21 protein-coding genes and 1 pseudogene are annotated in these 21,803 nt (G+C 55.0%); 9 read left to right on the plus strand and 13 right to left on the minus strand.

Annotated features, from left to right (window positions below):
- Positions 1-302: 302 nt before the first annotated feature.
- The 13 genes and pseudogenes from JJE36_06480 to JJE36_06540 all read right to left on the minus strand — a co-directional run bounded on the left by JJE36_06480 (position 303) and on the right by JJE36_06540 (position 11,385).
- Positions 303-908 (minus strand): UbiX family flavin prenyltransferase, encoded by a 606-nt coding sequence (locus JJE36_06480; protein MBK5211936.1) that lies wholly within the window; start codon positions 906-908, stop codon positions 303-305.
- 14 nt (positions 909-922) lie between these two features.
- Positions 923-1,819 (minus strand): UbiA family prenyltransferase, encoded by an 897-nt coding sequence (locus tag JJE36_06485; GenBank protein MBK5211937.1) that lies wholly within the window; start codon positions 1,817-1,819, stop codon positions 923-925.
- Positions 1,816-3,303: a menaquinone biosynthesis decarboxylase gene (locus tag JJE36_06490; GenBank protein MBK5211938.1), complete on the minus strand. Its 1,488-nt coding sequence runs from the start codon at positions 3,301-3,303 to the stop codon at positions 1,816-1,818. Before JJE36_06490 ends, JJE36_06485 begins: the two co-directional genes overlap by 4 nt.
- Positions 3,304-3,510: 207 nt before the next feature.
- Positions 3,511-3,675: pseudogene (locus JJE36_06495) on the minus strand (Txe/YoeB family addiction module toxin).
- Positions 3,668-3,919: a type II toxin-antitoxin system RelB/DinJ family antitoxin gene (locus JJE36_06500; GenBank protein MBK5211939.1), complete on the minus strand. Its 252-nt coding sequence runs from the start codon at positions 3,917-3,919 to the stop codon at positions 3,668-3,670. Before JJE36_06500 ends, JJE36_06495 begins: the two are co-directional and overlap by 8 nt.
- Positions 3,920-4,326: 407 nt before the next feature.
- Complete coding sequence (locus tag JJE36_06505) at positions 4,327-4,929, minus strand: acetate uptake transporter (GenBank protein MBK5211940.1); 603 nt, start codon at positions 4,927-4,929, stop codon at positions 4,327-4,329.
- A 207-nt stretch (positions 4,930-5,136) separates the two neighbouring features.
- Positions 5,137-5,499, minus strand: a complete 363-nt coding sequence (locus tag JJE36_06510; GenBank protein MBK5211941.1) for a hypothetical protein — start codon at positions 5,497-5,499, stop codon at positions 5,137-5,139.
- Positions 5,500-5,685: 186 nt separating this feature from the next.
- On the minus strand, positions 5,686-6,084 hold the full coding sequence (locus JJE36_06515; protein ID MBK5211942.1) for a MerR family transcriptional regulator: 399 nt from the start codon (positions 6,082-6,084) through the stop codon (positions 5,686-5,688).
- Between the two features lie 14 nt (positions 6,085-6,098).
- The gene (locus JJE36_06520; GenBank protein ID MBK5211943.1) at positions 6,099-7,064 is read right to left on the minus strand and encodes a DnaJ domain-containing protein; all 966 of its coding nucleotides are present in this window, start codon (positions 7,062-7,064) and stop codon (positions 6,099-6,101) included.
- Between the two features lie 73 nt (positions 7,065-7,137).
- The gene (locus JJE36_06525) at positions 7,138-7,737 is read right to left on the minus strand and encodes a nucleotide exchange factor GrpE (GenBank protein MBK5211944.1); all 600 of its coding nucleotides are present in this window, start codon (positions 7,735-7,737) and stop codon (positions 7,138-7,140) included.
- Positions 7,730-9,643 carry a molecular chaperone DnaK gene (dnaK, locus tag JJE36_06530; GenBank protein ID MBK5211945.1) on the minus strand — a complete coding sequence of 638 codons (1,914 nt, stop codon included), beginning with the start codon at positions 9,641-9,643 and terminating at the stop codon, positions 7,730-7,732. The genes JJE36_06525 and dnaK overlap by 8 nt, the downstream gene beginning before the upstream one ends.
- Before the next feature lie 127 nt (positions 9,644-9,770).
- Entirely contained in the window at positions 9,771-10,307 is a 537-nt protein-coding gene (locus JJE36_06535; protein ID MBK5211946.1) for a hypothetical protein, read from the minus strand.
- Positions 10,294-11,385 (minus strand): NAD-dependent epimerase/dehydratase family protein, encoded by a 1,092-nt coding sequence (locus JJE36_06540; GenBank protein ID MBK5211947.1) that lies wholly within the window; start codon positions 11,383-11,385, stop codon positions 10,294-10,296. The genes JJE36_06535 and JJE36_06540 overlap by 14 nt, the downstream gene beginning before the upstream one ends.
- Positions 11,386-11,472: 87 nt before the next feature.
- On the opposite strand from JJE36_06540, the gene JJE36_06545 reads away from it, so the two are divergent.
- The 9 genes from JJE36_06545 (at position 11,473) to hypE (ending at position 21,569) form a co-directional block, all read left to right on the plus strand.
- Entirely contained in the window at positions 11,473-13,503 is a 2,031-nt protein-coding gene (locus JJE36_06545) for a hypothetical protein (protein MBK5211948.1), read from the plus strand.
- A complete protein-coding gene (locus JJE36_06550; protein MBK5211949.1) occupies positions 13,493-14,692 on the plus strand; it encodes a tetratricopeptide repeat protein in 1,200 nt (399 codons plus the stop codon). The genes JJE36_06545 and JJE36_06550 overlap by 11 nt, the downstream gene beginning before the upstream one ends.
- A gap of 11 nt (positions 14,693-14,703) precedes the next feature.
- Positions 14,704-15,687 (plus strand): FAD-dependent oxidoreductase, encoded by a 984-nt coding sequence (locus JJE36_06555; protein MBK5211950.1) that lies wholly within the window; start codon positions 14,704-14,706, stop codon positions 15,685-15,687.
- Positions 15,688-15,797: 110 nt separating this feature from the next.
- A complete protein-coding gene (gene trxA, locus JJE36_06560; GenBank protein MBK5211951.1) occupies positions 15,798-16,118 on the plus strand; it encodes a thioredoxin in 321 nt (106 codons plus the stop codon).
- A 72-nt stretch (positions 16,119-16,190) separates the two neighbouring features.
- Positions 16,191-16,442: a hypothetical protein gene (locus JJE36_06565; GenBank protein MBK5211952.1), complete on the plus strand. Its 252-nt coding sequence runs from the start codon at positions 16,191-16,193 to the stop codon at positions 16,440-16,442.
- Positions 16,443-16,572: 130 nt separating this feature from the next.
- A complete protein-coding gene (gene hypF / locus JJE36_06570; GenBank protein ID MBK5211953.1) occupies positions 16,573-19,068 on the plus strand; it encodes a carbamoyltransferase HypF in 2,496 nt (831 codons plus the stop codon).
- Between the two features lie 37 nt (positions 19,069-19,105).
- Positions 19,106-19,441: a HypC/HybG/HupF family hydrogenase formation chaperone gene (locus JJE36_06575; protein MBK5211954.1), complete on the plus strand. Its 336-nt coding sequence runs from the start codon at positions 19,106-19,108 to the stop codon at positions 19,439-19,441.
- A 1-nt stretch (position 19,442) separates the two neighbouring features.
- Positions 19,443-20,567 (plus strand): hydrogenase formation protein HypD, encoded by a 1,125-nt coding sequence (gene hypD / locus JJE36_06580; GenBank protein MBK5211955.1) that lies wholly within the window; start codon positions 19,443-19,445, stop codon positions 20,565-20,567.
- A gap of 3 nt (positions 20,568-20,570) precedes the next feature.
- Positions 20,571-21,569 carry a hydrogenase expression/formation protein HypE gene (hypE, locus tag JJE36_06585; GenBank protein ID MBK5211956.1) on the plus strand — a complete coding sequence of 333 codons (999 nt, stop codon included), beginning with the start codon at positions 20,571-20,573 and terminating at the stop codon, positions 21,567-21,569.
- Positions 21,570-21,803: the final 234 nt, after the last annotated feature.

Consider the following 21,803-nt stretch of genomic DNA (forward strand, 5'->3'; position numbering starts at 1 on the left):
CGAACGGTGCCAGCCACACGAGCCACGTGAACGAGTCAAACAACAACTTTCGTTGCATGCACTCACCCCCTTTTCCCTGGTGCCTGATTACGATCTGCCGGATCGCGCAAACGGTGTTTGCTACTCATATCGACTAATCCGACTAGTTCGTAATAGCACTAGTTCCAGCAGTGCCGCCAACGGTTGCCGCCAGCGGTTATCTCCAGCAGTGCCGCTAACGGTTGTGTACAGCGGTCATCTCCAGCGGTTATCTTCAGCGGTGCCGCCAACGGTTGCCCCTATCGTGGCTCAGTCGTCGCTTTCTAGCTTCTCCATCGCTTGAACAGTTCGTTTTCGACATCGAGGACATCCAGCACCTTGCCCACGACGAAATCCACCATGTCATCGATTGACTCGGGACGCTGGTAGAACGCCGGCATGGCCGGCACGATGACCGCACCCGCCTCGGCGACGGCTGTGAGGTTGCGCAAGTGCACGAGGGACAACGGCGTCTCCCGCGGGACCAAGACGAGTAGCCGTCGCTCCTTGAGCATCACATCCGCCGCGCGCGCGGGTAGATTTGCAGCCAGACCGTGTGCCACACTCGCTACGAATCCCATCGTGCAGGGGCATACGACCATCGCGTCGGTTCGGTGTGATCCCGACGCGATCGGATCGAAGAGATCGCCTGCGTAAGCGACCCTGATCTGATCGGCATCCTGCAGTTCGAGGAACGCCGCAAGCGCCACACGCGCGACCCGTGCATCTTCAGTGGGTAGCTCGAAGCCCAGCTCGAAGGCGGTGACCTCCCGGCCGGCATCTGTGAAGCAGACGGAAACGTTGTGACCGGCCAGCACGAGCTGTTCGATCAGACGCATCCCGTACACGCTTCCGGATGCTCCTGTCACGACGACGGTGTACTCGCCCATGTGCTCTCCTCCACTCATGTTATAAACCGGTCAGCAATCGAACCGGCAAGAATGACCATAGCCACCATACCGTTCACGTTGAAGAACGCCGCATTCACACGCGACATGTCAGTAGGCGAGATGATCGCGTTCTCGTAGGCCAGCAACACAGTTGCTACGGCGACACCCACGTAATACGGCCATCCAGCGCCGAGCAGGAAACCGCCCAAAGCGAACAGCACGACCGTCGCGGCGTGGCAGGCTTTCGTCACAAGGAGACCGCGCGCAACGCCGAAGTCGGAGGGAACCGAGTGCAGACCATCGCGCACGTCGCACTCGTAGTCCTGTGTGGCATAGATGATGTCGAAGCCCGCGGTCCAGATCGCGACCGCGATGCCGAGAACCCAAGGCGCCGGATTGTCGAGGGGTGCTCCTACTGCGGCCCACCCGCCCACAACGCCGAGACCCAGGCAGGCTCCCAGCCAGAAGTGACAAAACCATGTGAACCGCTTGAGATACGGGTACACGACGAAGAGCACGAGCGGAATCGGCCACAGCGCGTGGGTGATCGGCGCGAGCTGGAACACCGAGAACACATAGGTCGCAAGCACTGCCGCCGAGAACAACCACAGCTCCCAACGCGTGATGGTGCCTGATGGGATGGGTCGCCCGGCGGTGCGCGGATTGCGCGCGTCGATCTCGGCGTCGACGGCGCGATTGACGACGAACGCGAAGCTGCGCGCGCCAACCATCGCGACGGTTATCCAGAGCGACGCCGCAAGCGAAGGCCACCTCGCCGCAACCCTCGCTGCACCGTAGAGTGCGCCCAAGTACGCGTAAGGCAACGCGAAGATCGAGTGCTCGAATTTCACCAGCTCGGCAAAGGTCCTGACTTTCCCCGGCGACTTATCGGCGGTGGGCGCGTCGCTCACAGACCCAGCCCCGCCCACATGGCGTCGACGCGAGCCTTGACCTCCGGCGACATATCGAGCGAATCCGGCCACTGCCGCTCGTAGCCCTCGCCAGGCAGCGGCTTGGTGGCGTCGATGCCCATCTTGGAACCGAAGCTCTGGTGGTTGCTCGAGTGATCGAGCCGGTCGAGCGGACCCTTGCTTATCTGGATGTCTCGACTCGGATCCACGTTATTGAAGCAGCGCCAAGCGACCTGACTGTAGTCGTGACAGTCGACGTCCTCATCGACCACGATCACGAACTTCGTGAACATCATCTGCCCCATCGACCAGGCGAAGTTCATGACACGGAACGCCTGACCTGCGAACTCCTTCCGAATCTGGAAGATGGCGCAGTTGTGGAAGACGCCCTCGAGCGGCATATCGTAATCAATCACCTCGGGCATCATCGCCTTGATGATCGGCAGGAAGAGACGCTCCGTGGCTTTCCCGATGTAGTCGTCCTCCATGGGTGGCGGCCCGACGATCGTCGCGGCGTAAATCGGATCGCGGCGCGAAGTGATAGCCTCGACGTGGAACACCGGGAAGTCTTCGGCGAGCGAGTAGTAGCCGGTGTGGTCGCCGAAGGGCCCCTCCCAGCGGGTCTCGTCCAGATCGCACCAGCCCTCGAGCACGATCTCGGCGTTCGCCGGCACCAACAGATCGTTCGTGACGCACTTGACGACCTCGACCGACTCGCCGCGGATGATGCCGGAGAACAGGTACTCGTCGATCATGGGAGGCACCGGAGCCGTCGCCGAGAAGATCGTGACCGGATCGGCTCCGATAGCCACGGAGATCGGTACCCGAGAGACACCCGAAGCCTTCCACTCGCGCAAGTTCTTGGCGCCGTCGTGGTGTTCATGGATATGGAGGCCGGTGGTGTTCCGATCGAAGATCTGCAAACGATACATGCCGACGTTGGACTTGCCTTTGAGGTTGTCGGTCACCACTAGAGGAAGCGTGACGAACGGGCCACCGTCGTCAGGCCACGTCTTAAGCACCGGTAGCTTCGTCAGGTCGACGTCATCACCGCGCAGCACGACCTCCTGGCACGGCGCCTTCTTCACTACTTTGGCAACCGCGCCGGCGAGATCCTTGAGGTTCAGGAGCACGTCGAGCTTGCCTTTCATGCTCGCGGGCATGTCGAGCGGCAGCATGTCCATGAGACGCGTACCTACCGCATCGAGGTCCTTCCATGTCCCTGTGTCTGCGTCGACCCCCATGGCCCAGGCCATGCGCTCGTACGACCCCATCAGGTTTATCGCGACGGGCGCGGCGTAGCGCTCCCCTGTCGCACGGTTGACGGGGTTCTCGAAGAGAAGCGCAGGTCCGTGCGCTTTGCTAACGCGGTCTGTGATCTCGCCGATCTCGAGGTTCGGATCGACCGGCTCGGTGATGCGAACGAGCTGCCCCTTCTCCTCGAGCAGCGCGATGAACTCGCGCAGATCCTTGATAGCTGCCATTGAGCGATATCCTCCAAAAAAACGAAATGACGGATGACCGGGGGAGGTCTCCGCGATGTATGCCTTTGAGCGGAAAACTTTATGCTGTCATCCGCCCACCCCACACTCTAGGATAATACCACCCAATCAGATACGCGACCACGGACGCGCGCAGCCGGAGCGCAACGGTCGTAATCTCTCCGGATATTCCGTACAAAGCGTTCTGTCTTACGCCGATAAATCGCCGCTTAACCTTTCCGGCTTGCCTATGCCTTCATAGCCGTTGCGGTCAATGTCATTTAGGAGCTGCAAGATACGTTTTATCGTTTTCTTGTCCTACTTAGTCCAATACTCAAAATCTTCCCATGCTTCATCAGTCCACGACTTAATCATCAAGATTTGCCTCGTGAACCGTTCCGCCTGTGGCTTCCATCTGTGCGATAGACTTTCTTAATCTCGCCATGTTTTCTTCGGAGTAGAACGGGTCAACCGATAGCTCAAATGGTATACGTTTCTCTCTACCCAGCTTCTTTAGGTAAATTGTAATTGCGGTTGACATTGAAAGACCGATATCTGCGCAAGCCTGTTCTGCGCTTTTCTTTACATCATCATCAATCCGCAAGCTAATCTGTGCCATAATATCTCTCCTTTCTTTGTTCGCTTATTGTGTCATGCTCAAAAGCAAATGTAAAGCAGTATGCTATACATTTGCTTTTTTATATATTATATGCTGCTTTTTGTTTTTTTATCCCTTTTCAGCAATAAAAAAGAGCCTCCGAAGATGCTCTGGTAGCCATTGAGGAAGTACTGGATCCACGCGGCGTAGGTGGTGCCCACTCCATTTTGGTCGATGATTTTGTCTGTGTTTGATGCACCGCTCCCGAGTGCCGTGGATGTTCCTCCCGGTACCGAAGTGTATTCATAAGTAGGTACTGCCCATACACGTTAGTTGTCAGACTACACAAAAGAGGGATTAGCTCAAACGATGCTAATCCCTCTTGCTACAGACTTAACGCAAACGAATTGCGTTTACCTTGTCAATTTTTAAACAACTTTTTTTCCGCGCGGCCCGATTGGCAATACCGTTCTTCCATAAAGCGGATTTAGAATAGTTGCTGCTGAAGCATACCAAGCACAAGCAGCAGTAATAAGCCCGAAAATTCCTCCTGGAACACTTGATATAAAACCGAATTCTGCCAGAACCAATAATATAAAAGTTATTTCTAGGAACGTAAATACCGCGAGTAAAGCGTTATTAATTCTAAAAGTTCCTATCCACATGTAAAAAGTGAAGATTGCGAATGCTGCTAGATATAACCCTACAGCTGCATGCGCAGAAGCACCAAAATTGAGTACTTTGAGTGTCTCTAAAATGACCAAGGTGGCCAAGCCCATCCAAAATGCGCCATAAGATGTAAAGGCGACGGCACCAAAGGTATTGTTCTTTTTAAATTCCCACATACCGGCAAGGATTTGGGCAAAACCTCCGTAAAACAAGGCCAAGGGAACAAACAGGGCCCCAAGTTCGGCAGGAACAAACTGAGCGTTTGACATACTAAGAATAAAAGTAGTTAGTGCGAAACCTGCCAAACCAAGTGCTCCGGGATCAGCAATTGAACTTTCTCGAATCTCCATTACCTCTGACATATTACCCACTCTCCCTTTACTTAACTTTAAGATACCTCTTCGTGAGTTTATCCTCTGTCTCTAGAGCCTGTTACATAGATAGGTGAGAACCCACTATCTTCATTTTCCGTTTTTCATTTTCCGTTTTTGTATGGCACAGTAATTCCATAGTAATGAACGGCTTTTATATGCACCTCCCTAATAAAAGTAAACTTTCTGAATAAGGTTTTAAATTATATAAAATATATAAACTTCTATACTTTCATCGAGCGCAACGGCCACCCAGTCGGCCTCATCGGCCACCTCAACGGCATCTTTGATATCGTTATATGCCTGAAAAGGAAGAGGCTTCGTATACTTTTCCTCTTTCAGATACTCTTTCCAGTCGTCCCTCTTGACGCACACCACCGTAAAGCGCGATCCTTGCGGAACGCCGACGATAGCCGGCAGCAAAATAAGCGTCCGACTGTTGGGGCATAATATGTTCGAGGGTAGGTGATTTCTCATGTCAGACATAGGTGCACTGTTGATGTTATTCAAGTGGTGGCTCATCGCGCCGTTTCTTCTCGGCATTGCGTACGTCGTCATCATGACGATATGCTACTTCGCAGTTGAGTTATGGGAAAAGATAATGACGGCATCTGCACGAAGGCCATAATGAAGCAAAAAGGCCACCGCAAAGGTGGCTTTTTATATCATAAGGTCAGCTCTCACTCGGTCGCAACGCGACATAAAAATAGTGAGCCTGGCGGAACGGCTGACGCGTCGAGGAACCGCTTACTCGTAATCCTCGCTATCGAAGCGCCTGAGATTGACGTTGAGAGGAACGAGCGCTGTGCGGCGAGCGGCCAACAGTTCCGCTTCGATTTGCTCGCGTTTCATGGCGCGCATTTCTTCTCGCAGCTCTTCCATTTCGCGCGTTAGGCGCGCGCGCTCATCCTCGAGTTCGAGAATGCGCACGACTCCTGCAAGGTTGACACCTTCATCCTGCGTCAAATCTTGAATGAGCCGCAAACGCTCGACGTCGGCCTCAGAATACAAACGGGTGTTACCATTCGTGCGTTGAGGCTCCACCAGGCGTTTACGCTCATAGATGCGCAGAGTCTGCGGATGCACGCCCGCCAGTTCGGCGGCGATTCCTATCATATACACAGGACGGTGTTTGTCTCTACGCATGGTAAAACACTCCTTTATTTAAACTTCTTACGCAGCGTCTCGCCCGTTTGTTTGGAGCCGAGCGCGCTCTCGAAGTCTTCCAGCAACTCTTTTTGTTGCGCGGTCAACTCTTTGGGAATGACCACGTTCACTTTGACTTTCAGATCACCGGCTCCGCCACCCTTTAATTTCGGGGCGCCTTTGCCTTTCATCCTCAATATCTTGCCATCTTGCGTGCCGGCCGCGATCTTAAGTTTCGCATAACTGTCGTCGGGCACCGGGATGGTGACCGTAGTACCGAGAGCCACCTCGCCTATGGTGAGCGGAAGATCGAGAATGACATCTGCGCCGTCGCGCTTATAATACGCATGCGGAGCGATGTGGGTGACCACATAAATATCTCCGGCGGGGCCGCCGTTAAGTCCCGGCTCGCCTTTACCGCGAAAGCGCAACTTGCCGCCGTCGGTTGCTCCGGCAGGAACATTGACGGTGATTTCGCGTCCCTCGGCGGTTTTCATCTTCAGCTGAGTGCCGCTGAAAGCTTGCTCGAACGTGACGGTGGTCTCAAGTTGGAGATCCTGCCCGCGCATAGGCGACTTGCCTCTGCCGCCGAATCCGCCGAAACGCCCGCCGGTCGAACCGCCGCCGAATACCGAACCGAAAATATCGCCTAAGTCGCCCAAATCGAAATCCACCTGCTGTCCGCCCTGCGTCGAATATCCGCCGAACCCGCCGCCTTGACTGCCACCGGCGCTCGATTGACCGTACCCCGGAGGCGGACCTTTCTCGCCGAAATACTGACCGTACTGGTCATATTGGCTGCGCTTCTTCGTATCAGACAAAACCTCATAGGCTTCGTTGATCTGCTTGAACTTTTCCTCGCTTCCGCCTGCATCGGGGTGATGCTTGCGCGCAAGTTTACGAAAGGCCTTCTTGATTTCATCTTGGCTCGCCGTCTTGCCGACGCCGAGGACATCGTAATAGTTTTTACTGGACGCCATGCGTCTTTCTCCTTTTTCGCACTTGAATTGGCTAATGGGGCGCAACCTTTACAGGCGCGCCCCATGCCATGTGCTATTTCGCGGGCGAGCCGCCGGTAGCTACCACTACCATCGCCGGGCGAATGACCCGGCCACCGAGCACGTACCCTCTTTGCATGACCGCAGTCACGGTCTGATCGGGCACCTCGGGGTTTTCGACCATTTGAACCGCGGTTGCGGTGTTGTGATCGAACGGTTTATCCAGAGGATCGATAAGTTCAACGCCCTCTTTAATCAATGCTGCAACGAGCTTGGCATAGATTGCCGTTATACCCTCGGCCATCTCATTGCCGGTCTCATCGGCATGTCGTCTCGCATACTCGAGATCGTCGATGACCGGGATGATGTTTTCCACGACGTTTTTCGCCGCGAATCGCATCGCATCGATCTGTCGCTCTTCAAGACGCTTTCGCGTATTGGCGAATTCGGCCTGCGCGCGAGCCGCGCGATCCTTCCACACCGAAACTTCGTCTTCAAGCAACTCGAGAGGAGTCTTTTCCTCGACGACCGTCGCGTTTTTCGAGGCTTTCGAGGCTTCCGTGGAAACTTCGTTCACCTCGGGCTTCGAGCCGCCGGGGGTCGGAGCAGAGGTACCTGCTCCGTGTGCGCCAGTATGTTTGCCTGAATTACTCATCACCATCGACTACTTCGAAGTCGCCGTCTTCGACATCTTCGGCAGGCTTTTGCTCGCTTGCATCTGCAGCGGCACCCTCGGGGGCTTCGGCCTCGGCCTGAGCATCTTTATAAGCGATCTCCGCAAGCTTGTACGCGGCAGTCTGAAGAGCCTCTGTCTTTGCCTTTATTTCATCGCTATCCGTGCCTTCGAGCGCGGTCTTGAGTTCAGCCACGGCGCTCTCGGCTTCGGACTTGGTGTCTGCGGGCACCTTGTCGCCGAGCTCCTCGAGGGTCTTCTCGGTCTGATAAACGAGGCTGTCTCCGTTGTTGCGGGCCTCGATTTCTTCCTTCTTATGCTTATCGTCGTCGGCGTGGAGCTCTGCATCCGAAACCATCTTGTCGACTTCTTGGTCCGACAAAGTGGTCGAACCGGTGATGGTAATCTTTTGCTCTTGTCCGGTACCGCGATCCTTAGCCGATACGTTGACGAGTCCATTTGCATCGATGTCGAACGTAACCTCGATTTGAGGAACGCCGCGTCGAGCAGCCGGAATGTTGCTCAAACTGAACTTACCGAGCGTCTTGTTGTCGGTGGCCATCTCGCGCTCACCTTGGAGTACGTGAATCTCGACGGACGGCTGACTGTCGACTGCAGTCGTATACACTTCGGTCTTGCGTGTCGGAATCGTGGTGTTGCGCTCGATCATACGCGTCATGATACCGCCCATGGTCTCGACACCCAGCGACAACGGAGTCACGTCGAGCAACAAGATGTCACCCTTGCCGAAATCGCCTGAGAGAACACCGGCCTGAACTGAAGCGCCGAGTGCGACGACCTCATCGGGGTTGACGCCCATGTGCGGATCCTTGCCGGTCTCTTTTTTGACGAGCGCTTGCACAGCCGGCATACGAGTCGATCCGCCGACGAGGATAACCTCGTCGATATCGCCCATCGAAACGCCCGCGTCTTTCATAGCCTGCTGAACAGGCTTCTTGGTACGGGCGAGAAGATCGGACGTGATCTTATCAAACTCCGCACGGGTGAGCGTGTAGTCGAGGTGCTTGGGGCCGCTTGCATCCGCCGTGATGAACGGAAGGTTGATGTGCGCGGTTTGAGCCGATGAAAGCTCCATCTTCGCACGCTCGGCTACTTCCCTGAGTCGCTGCAATGCCATCTTATCGGTGCGGAGGTCCACGCCGTTATCCGACTTGAACTTGTCGGCCATCCAGTCGATGACCTTCTTATCCCAGTCGTCGCCACCGAGGTGGTTATCACCCGAGGTCGACATTACTTCGACGACATTGTCGCCGAGCTCGAGAACCGATACGTCGAACGTACCGCCGCCGAGGTCGAAGATCAAAACCTTCTGCTCTTTGCCGGCTTTATCGAGTCCATAGGCAAGTGCTGCCGCAGTCGGCTCGTTGATGATACGTTTCACGTCGAGACCGGCGATTTTACCGGCGTCTTTGGTCGCCTGACGCTGCGCGTCGTTGAAGTAAGCGGGAACGGTGATGACGGCTTCGGTGATTTTCTCACCGAGATACTTCTCCGCATCGGCCTTCAACTTTTGCAACGTCATCGCGCTGATTTCTTCCGGGGTGTAATTCTTGCCCTCGATTTTGATTTCGACACGACCGCCTTTGCCTGAAACGACATCGTAGCTGACCGTCTTGATTTCTTCAGCGACCTCTTTGAACTGACGTCCCATGAAACGCTTGACGGAACTCACCGTGTTCTCGGGGTTGGTGACGGCCTGGTTTTTCGCAGGCTTTCCGACGATTCGCTCGCCGTCTTTCTTGAACGCAACGACCGATGGAGTCGTGCGGTCGCCCTCGACATTGATGATAATCGTCGGCTCGCCGCCTTCGATGATCGCCATTGCCGAGTTAGTGGTACCAAGGTCGATTCCCAGTACTTTTCCCATGTTGCATCTCTCCTTTTCGTGTGCAAGTCGCAACAATCACTCGCTACGCACTTTGCATAAATAACTTGTTGATATGTATAGGTTATTATCTGAGTGTACCATTGTCAAGTTTTCTGTCGTGAAGATTTTATGGAGAGCTTTTCAGCTTTCTGGCAATGAGCATCTGCGACCAGACGAGTGGTTTGAGTTCGGGATTTTCCAAGCTTGCAAAGAAATCCGTGCATGCCGCGATGACGCGACCGTCTACTGTTCCGCGCGCGACGCGTCTGCCCGAAGGCAGGGTGACATCCTCGACGTTCATGGAAGGCGGCCAGATTTTCAAAATATCGGCGTGCAGAATGATGATGGCATACGGATCGAGTATGTCGACGAAAAGGCCGACCGCGGCAGACAACGTCAAATCGGAAGGAGTGGAGGAGGAGAGCTCCGCCTCGATATCGTTGAGCGACAAAATCGCATAATTGAGCGGCGAATAGCCCAAGGCCGTAGTCGCACCGTCCAGCGCCCGATGAGCTTCCGGACCGACGTTTTTGTTCGCGCGTGTACTTATATATAAGAGGTCGACGGCGCTTGCATTCCCGACGGGGCGCAAATCGAGCCCGTAGGCTCCGAGTTCGGCCTGCACTTTTTTGCGTTGTTCGATGATTACGTTATTTAATTCCATCGCCATTCACTCCGCTCGCATCGAACCCACCGATTCCACCGGCAACTCCGCTCGCATCGAATCCGGCGAATCCGAGAGGATCGCCCATATCGAAGGGCTCCGGTTCGGGTTCTTCGGCTTCGTCGACTTCATGCCGAGCCTTAAACCACGCGTAAGTCATCTCAATGCCTTTGTCAAAGGAAGTATTGGGCATGAATTCGAACGTGTCCCGAGCGCGCGTCGAGTCGAGTACCGACTCGCGAATATCGCCTTCACGCGGGGGAAGCGAGCCGTATGCCCCGAAGAATTGCGCGACCATGCGGAAGTTGGCGGCGAGTTCCTCGATGCTTTTTCCTTCGCCGGTACCGATATTGTAGACGCCCGCATCGACTTGCTCCATCGGATTGCCGGCAAAATCGATATCTCCGCCGATTGCACTGACGAGAGCGAACACCACATCGGATACGAAAATGAAATCGCGGATCTGCTTGCCGTCTCCTTCTATCGACGGCGTCTCTCCCGCAACGAGCGCGGAGGCGAAGGTGGATACGACCCCGCCTTCTCCACCGAGACCCTGACGAGGGCCGTACACGTTTGCGAATCGAAAAATCGCGAAATCTATTCCGGCATCGCGCAGTTGCGTCTGAATGAGACGCTCAGCCTCGAGCTTCGTCTCACCGTAAGGGGTGAGCGGGGATTTCAACGATTCCTCGCGCAACGGTAAAGAAACCGGATCGCCGTATACAGCGGCGCTCGAAGCGAAAACCACGCGGGAAACACCGCTCTCGATAGCTGCACCGACTACGTTCGCGGTACCCTCGATATTCACGCGATACGTGTTTTCAGGATTTTTCACCGAATCGGCGACGCTGGATATAGCCGCCAGATGAACGATGACATCGGGTTTGAACGAACGCACGACGGCGCGAAATTCATCAGAGCATATATCCAACTTACGAAACTGTGCGCGCGGATCGAGGTTATCGGAACTACCGCTTGAAAGGTCATCTACGACGAAAACCTCGCCGTCAAGCGTAAGCAGCTGGAAAACCAAATTCCCGCCGATGAATCCTGCTCCACCCGTAACTAAAATTCGCATAGCGTAACTCCCTGATCGGATGTGTAATCGCCCTGCTATTCTAACGCATATCGGGTCACGGTATACAAAGATGGCATAATAGAAACCATGAATAGTAAGCAGATATATATATTTTCGATGTGTGCCATCGTGCTCGTCGGCTTCGCAGCTTCTGCAGTGTCGTTTGCCGCCGAGACACCGAATATCGCACCGACACCCATCGCGACTCTACCCGACAACGCACTCGCGGCGGCGTCTTCGGCTCACCTCGTCTTGTCCGATGCGTCGTTCGACCTTTCAACGCAATCGCCGAGCATTCCCGAAACCGGCTCATTCAATTGGACGGTGGTCGCGAAACCGACGAAAAAAATCACGTCCATGCAAATCCATTTCAATGTTTTGCGGGATAACGGGACCTTGGTATTTCGACGAACGCGCTATATAAACATCGTCGCTTCTGCGAAAAAGAAACAGTACACCGAGGAATTCCAGCGCACCCTCGAAGGTCTTTCGATGACCGAAGGCGTGTATCGAATCGCAGTCGAGGTCACCGCTTCGACGGCAACCAGCCGGGAAACGGCCTCACTCTACGGTACACAATATATATACAACGAAAACAACGAACCGCTCGATCTCGCATGCGCCGTTCACTTCACCTCGACGCCTCTGAGAAATCCGGATGGAACGTTTGCCGTCGACCCTTCGACCGGCACGCCCGAAGCCCAACGCCAAGCCGTCGGGCGCCTTCTGCTTCTCGGCTCGAACAATTCGAACACACGCTTCACGCTCTCCCTCTCCCCCTTGCTCCTTGAAGATTGGGAGGCAATCGGCAACGGCTATACGCTGAAGAATACGAATGGAACAAAAGCTGTTTTCGCCCAAAATTCGCAAACGGCAGAAAATTATGCCGCCACTCTGACGTCTTTGCGGATGGCGTTGGATTCCGGCACCGTCACCATCGGAATGCTGGGCTACTCGGACCCCGATGTTTCAAGTTTGACCGACATCGGACTCATCAGAGACATTCCGCTGCAGTACGGACAAGCGACTTCGACGCTCTCGCCTTTGTCGAAAAATGTGAGCAGTTTCGAGACATCCGTAACAGCTCCCTTGGGACAAAAAATCAACAGCACCACACTCGACGAACTGAAAAATGCAAAGCAGATCGCCACCGTGGTCGACGAAAACGCCGTCACGAACAAACCCGATACCATAGGCCGATTCTCGAACAATCTTATCGGTCTTGTCGCCGACGGTGATATGAGTACGAAAATCGTCTCGAAAGAGACCATCGATGTCGTGGGCGCGATTTTTGAGAAATACAGCACGGAGAATCGAAAGATCCTCATCATCCACGGCGTGGTTTCCAACGAAACTCAGGCGGCACAAGTCGTCGACAACATCGGCCTTCTGCTCGAACAGCCGTGGATTAAATTCGCGACGTTGGGCGATATCACACCGAAAAGTACCGATAAACTTCCCAAGCTGAAGCTGATCGAGAAGAAAAAGATCGAACCCACCTCGACCGACCGCGCCATCAAAGCCGCGCGAAAGCAAAGCGAGGGCCTGATTTTCGCACTCAGCGAAAGCGTGGAATCTCTCAATGCGCGGCAAGACAGCCTCATCGCGGAAAATGGAAGTTCGCTCGTCGAATCGGGCCAAACTCTGAAACAAAGCCTCAGGCTCGCCTACGCGGAGAAAGCCCAAAAAACGGCGAACGACATTTTCAGCAAAATCACTCTAAAAGTATCCCCCGTCACACTCTCGGGAAACAAGGGGTCCGTCCCGATCACCATCAATAACGACACGACGAAAGAGGTTCGCGTCACCCTCACCTATGGGGCTGAACGCAACATGACAATCAACGCAAAAAAGAAACAAGTGATCACGCTGCCCCCCAAAGAAACCTTCGTCGAGCCCGACGTGACTATACAAAACGCCGTGAGTGCACCGCTCACCATTAAACTGACCGCGGGAAACTACGCCATTTGCGAAAAATCGGTGGATATATCAGCTTCCTATATCGACACCATCGTTATCGTTGTTATAGTTGTTCTAGCAGGACTCGGCCTTGTGGCGTTCATCTACAAACGGGTCAAAAAAGCCGACCCCGAGAAAGACTTATTCAATGAAATCTAAGCACAACAAGCTCAAGGTGAAAGCCGAACTTGACTACTCGAAATCGGTAATCGTTTTCGATACAAATGTTTTGCTCACCGAGCCGCAGGCGATTCTCAACTACCCCGATGCCGATATCATCATCCCGGATACTGTTCTCAATGAAATCGACAAATTGAAAACGGCGCGCGTCGACCCCGATTTGCGCTTCCGCGGGCGAGAAGTGACTCGACTGCTTTTCGAGCTCGCCGAAGGACAATCTTTTGCCGGAGGCATCTCACTTCCCAACGGCGGTACCTTACGGGTCGTTTCCTTCGAAAGTAATTCGAATACTTTGCCGGATGGATTTTCTACAAAGACCACCGATAACAAGATATTGGCGACGACCTATCTCCTCCGCGAAGAGATCATCGACCAAGGCAAAGACAAACATCTCATGCTGATCACAAACGACCTCAACATGTTGCTCAAGGCTCAAACGCTCGATATAGATGTACGCCAATTCGGCAACGGCGACGATTTGAGCTGGGGAAAAAAACACATAATCCGTCCTTTCCAGCGCTATCGTGTGCCTCTGACCATATTGATGATTTCCCTAGCACTTTTCGCAGCGGTCATCGTTTTGGCATTCCGTATGAATATGTGGAATTCGAACAGCGGGAGCATTTCCACCGATTACCGCAACCTTTTGACCTCATCGCAAAAAAACGCCTATGATGCCCTGACCACTCTCAAAGAGAACAGTGCCGACACGCAGGCTTTGCTCACGTTGGCTGACTTTTACTATGGTCGCGCCGAAACCGAACAGGCGAGCGGTGATAACTCATCGATGCTCACCGACTCCAAAACGGCAATCGGTTATTATGAAAAATATCTGAGCTACACCCCCACCGATGCCGATGCGCGCGCCGATATGGCAACGCTCTATTTTTACACCGGCAACACCGACCGCGCCATCCAAGAAGTCGCAAAAGTGCTCGAAAGCAACCCGAACCACGCCAATGCGAACTATAACCTCGGCGTGTTTTATTACTTCGGGCGCCACGACCTGACTTCGGCTGCAAACCAAATGAAGAAAGTCATGGAGCTCACCTCCGGAGCAGGAGAAAGCGACACCTCCGGACATGCGCTTTATCAACAAGCGACACTCTTGTTGCAACAAATCAAGAAAGACCAGAAATCCGATACCACATCGAGCGTGACGAAATGAGCGCTGAACACATGACCGTTGAAACTACTTTTGCTACAAAGGACACCGACGCCGACATCAATGGCGACGCCGTCATCGACATCGCCATCATCGGAGGCGGCCCCGCCGGTCTTGCGGCAGGACTCTACGGTGCCAGGGGTGCGGTAAAGACCGTCGTGTTCGAACGCGCCATGCCCGGAGGACAGATCATCACCACCGACTGGGTGGAAAACTATCCCGCTTTCCCCCAGGGCGTCAACGGCGCCGAGCTCGGACAGCTCATGGCCGACCAATCCCAGGCCCAGGGCGCCGAAATGAAAATGTTCGTTGAGATCGCGGGAATCACCCGGGAGAAATCCGGTTTGTTCGAGCTGCATTCGGATTCCGAAACATGGCTCGCCCGTACTGTAATCATCGCGACGGGGTCGATTCCTCGCAAACTCGGAATTTCCGGAGAAGCCGAATACACCGGGCGCGGCGTTTCATGGTGCGCCACCTGCGATGCCGGGTTCTACCGCGAAAAAACCGTTGCCGTCATAGGCGGAGGAGACAGCGCCATCGAAGAAGCGCTCTACTTGACCAAGTTCGCCTCGAGAGTCTACATCGTGCATCGTCGCAATGAACTTCGTGCGACACAAATCATACAAGACAGAGCAAAAGCGAACGAAAAGATCGAGTTTGTGTTTTGTCGCGTCCCCAAAGAAATTCAGGGTAACGGCAGCAAGGTGACCGGCGTGCTACTGGGCTCAACGGTCGGCAAGGATGACCGCACACTCCCGGTGGACGGTATTTTTGAATTCGTCGGGGTCGATCCCATGACAGAAATCGCAAAAAATCTCACACCTCTCACCAAAACGGGGTATATTGAAACCACGCAAGACGGCATCACGATCGTGCCGGGTTTATTCAGCGCGGGAGACGTGACCGACATCGCGCTCAAGCAAGTCGTCACCGCTGCCGCAAAGGGAGCAAGTGCAGCATTCGCCGCATTGCACTACCTTGAAAACATGGAGTAGGCATGGAGGAGGAGTCGAAAACTTTACGACTGAGGAAAAAGTTTGGTAAAGTTAAGTTCCGCTTAACTTATTCGAGAAGTCTAACTAATTGGACATGAAAGGGGTCTACTATGGCTGAACTCAAGCAAATCACCGACGCGACATTTCCCACCGAGGTCGAAGGCAGCAAGGGTGTGTTCGTACTCGACTTTTGGGCACCGTGGTGCGGACCTTGTCGCATGATGGAGCCGATTCTCAAAGAAGTCGCCGGCGAGAACACCGCGATTACCGTCGGTCAGCTCAACGTCGACGAAAACCCGAAAACGGCGATGCTATTTGAAGTTATGTCCATTCCGACATTCATCATCTTCAAGGATGGCAAACTCGCCAAGCGCATAACCGGTGCCATGCAAAAAGCAAGTTTCGTCAACGAAATCAACGCTGTCAAGTAGAAGTAGCACATCTTCAGCAAAAGTAATACCATCGGTTCGTGCGCGAAGACCGTCAAACAGTGAGGAAAAGTCATGTGCCAAAACGGAGTGAATAACGAACAACTGAAATCTATGATTTCAATGGCGAACGAGACGATCGCCCTTTCGCAAGAGTGGCTGGAAAACACCCACCATCTCGCCGATCACGCCGAACTTTCAGCGGCGACCGATCTCGCCCAAGCGACGGTTTTGCTCGGCGAAGCGCGCGAGCATCTCCAAAAGGCGCTCGATTCCATCGAGAAGCACGGACGCTCTCACACGCACGTGGAAGTCGAACTCGTCTAAACCCGATTCATCCAAAAGGTCACGATAACTCGTGGCCTTTTGTCATAAAAGAGGCGATGATGCATAAGCGTCACAAAGGTGTCAACGTATCGTCAACCACTTGCCTGTATGCATACGTTACAATTCAGATATGAAGGCCATCACCATACATATCACAGGCGTTGTACAGGGCGTGGGTTTCCGCCCTTTCGTTTACAATCTGGCTCAAGAATACAGCTTGAAAGGTTGGGTCCTCAATGCTGCCGACGGCGTGCACGTCCACGTCGAAGGGCCTGAAGCCATCGTCGATTCGTTTCCCGTTTTAGTCGAAAAATCAGCTCCGGCCGCCTCGAAGATCGACCGGGTATCGGTATCCTCCACCAAACCCGAGTGGTTCGACTCCTTTGAGATTCGGCAATCGGCACCGACCGCCGGCGAACGCACGCTCATCTCGCCGGACATGGCCACCTGCCACGCATGCACCGAAGAACTGTTCGATCCGAGCAACCGCCGCTACCGCTATCCGTTCATCAACTGCACCGACTGCGGGCCGCGCTTCACCATCATTCGTGACACCCCCTATGATCGCCCACTGACCACCATGGACAAGTTTAAAATGTGCCCAGCGTGCGAGGCTGAATACGCCGATCCCAAAGACCGCCGCTTCCACGCGCAACCCGATGCCTGTTTCGTCTGCGGACCGCGCGTCTACCTCAACTCATCACAAAACGCACCTCTCCTCTCGCCCAACGACCCCGACTGCACGACCACGCTGAACTGGGAATGGCGTCCGGGCTTGAGCATCGAGCACCGGAACGCCCACGATGAGGCCGCGCGCTCGAATTCCATCATCATAGAAGCCGCCGAGGCACTCCACAATGAGCAGATTCTCGCCATCAAAGGCTTGGGCGGTTTCCAGTTCGCGTGCAACGCCCGATCAGATATTGCGGTGCGTAAACTGCGTGAGCGCAAGCACCGTTACGGCAAGCCTCTCGCCGTCATGTTCGCAAACGTCGAACAGGCAAGCCGCTATGTCCACATAAACGAGCAGGAGCAAGAACTCCTCGAGGGTCGTATCCGTCCAATCGTGTTGCTCAAACGTCACTCCGATATCCAAGGAGCGGACTTGGCCGAATCGGTGGCTTTCGGCATGCCCGAGATCGGTGTCATGCTCCCCTACACGGGACTTCACCACCTTTTGCTCGAAGAGTTCTACGGTCCGCTCATCATGACCAGCGGCAACATCAGCGAAGAGCCGATCGTCACCGATAACGAAACCGCGCTCGAAAAACTCAACGGAATCGCCGATTTCTTTCTGTTGCACGACCGCGACATTCAGGCGCGCTACGATGATTCGGTCGTTCGCATCATCGACGGACATGTGCAGATGGTGCGTCGCGCTCGCGGCTATGCACCCTACCCGCTGATTGCGCCCGATCCCGTCGCCTTCACCGAAAAAATTCCGCCGACGATTTTAGCGGTCGGGTCCGAACAAAAGAATACGTTCACGCTGCTGGACGGCGAATACGCATTCGTTTCGCAACATATCGGAGATCTCGAAAACACCGAGACGCTCGATGCGTTCGAGGAGACCGAAACGCTCTACGAGCATCTTTTCCGCTCACACCCCGAGGCGCTCGCCTATGACTTGCACCCCGAATACCTCTCCACCAAATGGGCGAAGGTGCAAAAAGATGTCGCCACCCGCCCCATCAAGCTCGAGGGCGTTCAGCACCACCACGCCCATATCGTGGCGACGACCGCCGAATTCGGCGTATCCGATCCAGTCATCGGTATCGCGTTCGACGGTACGGGCTACGGCGACAAGTCGGATATGAAAGCGAACATCTGGGGAGGCGAAGTACTCATCGCCGACTGGAGCGGATACTCCCGCTTCGCCCACTTGCGTGCTCTCCCGCTTCCCGGTAGCGCCGGTGCCATCAAGCGTCCGGCCCGCACCGCCCTAGGTATGCTCGCCGAACTCGACTTGCTCGAGCACCCCGGCACCCGCTTCTTTAAATCGCGCCTGGAAAAGCGCGAAGAGGGCACCGTCATCGCCATGATGCACAACAACCTCAATACTCCCTACACCACCTCGATGGGCCGCCTCTTCGATGCGGTTTCCTCCCTCATCGGCGTAGCCGACGATGCGACGTTCGAAGGATCGCCGGCCATCATGCTCGAGGCCGCCGCCGACCCGCTCGATGCACGCCCCACTCCGACGCGCTATCAGTTCGCGATTCACGAGCAAACGCAAACCAAAACGCTCTCGACGCACGAACGATCCACGGAGCAGTTCGACCGCCACTATAAGCCGGCGATCATCGATCCCAAGCCGCTCATCGTCGCCATTCTCGACGATATGTCCAACGGCGTCGCCCAATCCGAAATCGCACGCCGCTTCCATATGGCGGTTATCACGCTCATCGGAGATATCGCCACCAAAGCTTCGCGAGCCACCAACATCAAAACGGTCGCTCTTTCCGGCGGTGTCATGATGAACAGACTCGTCCTCGGCGGTGCCCGCGCGCTGCTGGAAACCAAAGGCTTTACGGTGCTATGCTCTGAAAAGCTACCGGTCAATGACGGATGTATATCGTTCGGGCAGGCAATCGTTGCGCGCGAAAGATTAATTGAGAAAATATAAACAACAGCAGTAACGCTTTTATGCGAAGGAGATATCCATGTGTCTTGCCATCCCCGCTCTCGTGCGTGAAAAATCAGGTGTCAACCTTGCAACCGTCGACATTCTCGGCGTGACGCGTAAAGTCTCGCTCGACTTGGTCACCGACGTCGAAGTCGGCGATTGGGTGCTCGTCCACGCAGGATTCGCCATTGAAAAAGTCGATGAGCAGTTCGCGAACGAAACACTCGAACTCTTGAAGTCACTGCCGTTCTTCGAAGAAGACGCGACACTGATGGGCGATTCGCCGACCGAGTTCACCGGGCACATGTATTCGGATGCCGACACTGCGACGTCTGGTGCGAATGCGACTACACCCGCGCAAGTCGTGAGCTGAAATGTTCGACCCGAGCTCATTTCGCGACCCCGCACTGGCTCATAAGCTCATCAGAGGTATCGACAAGCACGCCGCCGGAATCGCTCGGCAGCGCGGCGAGAAGTACATCGTCCATATCATGGAGGTCTGCGGCACCCACACCATGGCCATCGCCAAAAACGGCATCCGCGACATTATGCCCGCAAACATCAAACTCACCTCGGGACCGGGGTGCCCCGTCTGCGTGACCGCGAACCGCGACATCGATATGGCCATCGAGTTCGCCAAACACCCCGAAGTAATCGTCACCACATTCGGCGACATGCTCAAAGTGCCGGGCTCATACAGTTCCCTGAATGAGGAGAAAGGCAACGGAGGCGATGTCCGCGTCGTCTACTCACCTCTCGACGCCCTTGCCATCGCACAGCAAAACCCCGACCGCCTCGTAGTCTTCATCTCGGTCGGCTTCGAAACGACGACGCCGATAATCGCGGCCACCATCAAGCGCGCGCGCGACATGAAGCTCGAGAACTTCGCAGTCTACGCGGCGAATAAAACCGTGCCGAACGCTCTGCGCGCGATAGCAGATGATCCCGATATCCAAATCGATGCGCTCATCTTGCCGGGGCATGTATCCACGATCATCGGACTCGACCCCTACAAATTCCTCGCCACGAAGTTTCATATCCCGGGTGTTATCACCGGATTCGAACCGCTCGACGTGCTCCAGGGCATCTATATGCTGCTGAAACAAATCGATGCGAGCGACACCTACATCGACATCGCCTACACGCGCGGTGTTCAAGCCGAAGGCAACCCGACGGCGGTAAAGACCATCTATGAAGTGTTTGAAGAGACCGACGCCGAATGGCGCGGTCTCGGCGTGATTCCGGGCACCGGCCTTGCCATAAAGGCGGAGTTTGCACAGTACGACGCACTCAAGCGCATCGAGCTCGACCCGCCGGCCCCCCGTGAAATCAAGGGCTGCCAGTGCGGAGACGTGCTGCGCGGTGCACTCCCCCCTTACGAGTGTCGCCTCTTCGGCAAAACATGCACACCGGAGCATCCGATCGGACCTTGCATGGTCTCCTCGGAAGGCTCATGCGCCGCTTATTACCGCTACACCGACTATGGACGGAGCAAGTAATCTATGTCAGACCGCATTATGCTCGCACACGGATCCGGCGGATCCATGATGCGCGATTTAATCGAAGATATTTTCACCCAAACGTTTTGCGATGTGCAACTCGAAGATGCTGCCACCCTTGAAATCCCGACGGATCGCATCGCATTCTCGACCGACACGTTCGTGGTACACCCGCTCTTTTTCCCGGGAGGAGACATCGGGCACTTGGCCGTATGCGGCACCGTCAACGATGTCGCAACCGCCGGAGCCACCCCGCTCTACATCTCCGTGGGATTCGTGCTCGAAGAAGGCTTTCCCATGGATGACCTCAAGAAAATCATCGAATCCATGGCGAAAACCGCCCGTGAGGCCGGCGTGAAAATCGTCACCGGTGACACGAAAGTCGTCGGCAAAGGCCAGGCGGACGGAATCTATATCAACACGGCCGGAGTGGGCACTCTGCCTGCCGGTATCGATATCTCTGCGAAGAACTGCAAACCCGGCGATAAGATCTTGCTTTCCGGTACGCTCGGGGACCACGGCATCGCCATCATCTCGCAGCGCGAGGGGCTCGAGTTCGAGACCACCATCGAAACCGATGCCGCACCGCTCAACCATCTGATAGCCGATACGCTTGCGGCCGCACCCCACACGCGTGTGTTCCGCGACCCGACGCGCGGCGGTCTCGCCTCGACGCTCAACGAACTGGCCGACTCCTCGCAAGTGGCCATGATCGTGATAGAAGACCTCGTGCCGGTACACCCGCAGGTGCGCGGAGCTTCAGAGATGCTCGGCTATGATGTATTCCAGGTGGCAAACGAGGGCAAGATGGTCGCCGTTGTACCCGCTGACGAAGCTGAGGCGGCGCTTGCCGCCATGCAATCTTCGCCTTACGGCATCGATGCCGCGATCATCGGCGACGTCACGGAGGCGCCCGCAGGACGTGTCTCGGTCAAGAACGGTTTCGGCGCCTCCCGCATCATGGACACACTCGTCGGCGAACAGTTACCGAGGATTTGCTAAAAAAGTTCAATTGCTTGTGAGGCTGTGTGCGGGGCGGGACAGGCGCCGTGCTCAAACAGTCCTCGACCTTGATCGATAAGAAAGCTCCCCTACTGGTGTGAACCCCTAAAGTTGGACTTGGATTTAAATTCAGGTCCAACTTTTTTATTAGGAGGTCACATGGCGAGGAGCAACATAACTACGGCAACAAAAGCAAAGGCAATTGAGATGTTTAGGCAAGGTCGCCGTAGCAAA

The organism is Coriobacteriia bacterium, from assembly GCA_016649875.1.
In the GTDB taxonomy this organism is placed as follows: Bacteria; Actinomycetota; Coriobacteriia; order WRKU01; family JAENWW01; genus JAENWW01.